This is a genomic window from Actinocrinis sp., assembly GCF_035938995.1.
Classification (GTDB): domain Bacteria; phylum Actinomycetota; class Actinomycetes; order Streptomycetales; family Catenulisporaceae; genus DASZGI01.
Window position 1 is genome coordinate 1 of record NZ_DASZGI010000056.1, and the last position, 1714, is coordinate 1714.

General features: G+C 68.0%; 1 protein-coding gene and 1 pseudogene. Both read left to right on the plus strand.

All coding sequences use genetic code 11. The features are described from left to right. Nucleotides 1-519 (plus strand): annotated as a pseudogene (locus VGZ32_RS03780) (hypothetical protein); the annotation flags it as partial. Between the two features lie 218 nt (nucleotides 520-737). Continuing rightward, nucleotides 738-1714 (plus strand): formate--tetrahydrofolate ligase (locus tag VGZ32_RS03785; RefSeq protein WP_326884385.1); only part of this gene is annotated, 977 nt, incomplete at its 3' end.

The window sequence follows — 1714 nt, forward strand, 5'->3', positions numbered from 1 at the left end:
CCGCTGCTGGTGGAAATGGAGGAAGCCGCCGCGGAGGAGCACGGCTGGCTGCGGATACTGCACCCGCGCGAGCAGAAGGCGATCCTGCGCGCGACGGTCCGCGGCGGGGAACTGGCCGCCCGCGAAATGCAGCTGATGACGCTGTCCACCGACGACGACCGGCCGCTTGACTGGCTGCGCGCCGGGCAGGCGCTGCAGCACGCGCTGCTCACCGGGACCAGGTATTCGATGTCGGCGGGGACCGGGCGCAGCGAGCGGTACCGCTCGTCGCTGAAGTACCGGCTGTCGGACTTTCACCCGCTCCACCCGCCCGACCGGGTGCCGTCCGACTTCGGGGTGACCGCGTCGCTCCTCACCCAGTCTCTCGACCGCCAGGACCAGCAGGGGATTCCGCGGCAATGGCCCTGGCCGACGTTCTACAACGAGGTGCCGCAGGTGGTGCTGCAGGTCGGTTTCGCGCCGGTGGAGCGGGTTCCCGCGCCGCCGCTTTACGGGGCCGAGCCGACTCAAACGGAGTGACCGCGGACCCGTTCGGGATAGCTCTTTGTGCGGAATTACTAATATCATTCTGAACGGATAGTGGCTTCGCGCAAAGGTTCGCCTGCTGCGGAAGCGCAATATCCGGGGCCGCAGAATCCCGCCGGGCGTTTTTGGCTTGCGCCCCATGACGACCAGCCAGGTTGCAGAGAAACAATCACCTCAGGAAAGCCGTCACAACGGCCGGAGGTCCCTCTGCCATGGCCATGCCCACCGCCCTCGAGATCGCCCGTCAGGCCACGCTCAAGCCAATCGCGGAAATCGCCGAAGATGTCGGTATCCCCCCCTGGCTGACCGAACTCCACGGTGAGCACGTAGCCAAGATCGACCTGAACGCCATCGACGAGCTCGCCGACCGGCCGAAAGCGAAGTACGTCGTCGTCACGGCGATCACCCCGACGCCGCTGGGGGAGGGGAAGACCACCACCACGATCGGCCTCGGCATGGCGTTCCGGCACATCGGCAGGAAGGCCACGATCGCGATCCGCCAGGCGAGCATGGGCCCGACGTTCGGCATCAAGGGCGGCGCGGCCGGCGGCGGCTACAGCCAGGCGGTCCCGTTCGAGCTGCTGAACCTGCACCTGACCGGCGACATGCACGCGGTCACCGCGGCCAACAACCAGATCGCGGCGATGGTGGACAGCAGCCTCTACATGGGCAACGAGTTCGGCCTCGACCTGAACCAGGTCACCTGGCGGCGGGTGCTCGACGTCAACGACCGGGCGCTGCGCAACATCGTGATCGGGCTCGGCGGGTCCGGCGACGGCGTGCCGCGGCAGGCCGGCTTCGACATCACTGCCGCGTCCGAGGTGATGGCGGTGCTCGCGCTCTCCAGGTCGCTGAAGGACATGCGCGAGCGGCTCGGCCGCATCGTCGTCGGCTACACCAAGTCGGGCGAGCCTGTCACCGCCGAGCAGCTGAAGGCGGGCGGCGCGGCGACGGTGATCATGCGCGAGGCGCTCAAGCCGAACCTGCTCCAGACGCTGGAGAACACGCCGGTGTTCGTGCACGCGGGACCGTTCGGCAACATCGCGCACGGGAACTCCAGCGTTGTGGCCGACCTGATCGGCATCCATACGGGCGACTTCCTCGTCACCGAGGCCGGGTTCGGCGCGGACATGGGCGCGGAGCGGTTCTTCAACATCAAGTGCCGCGTCTCCGGGCTGAAGCCGGACGC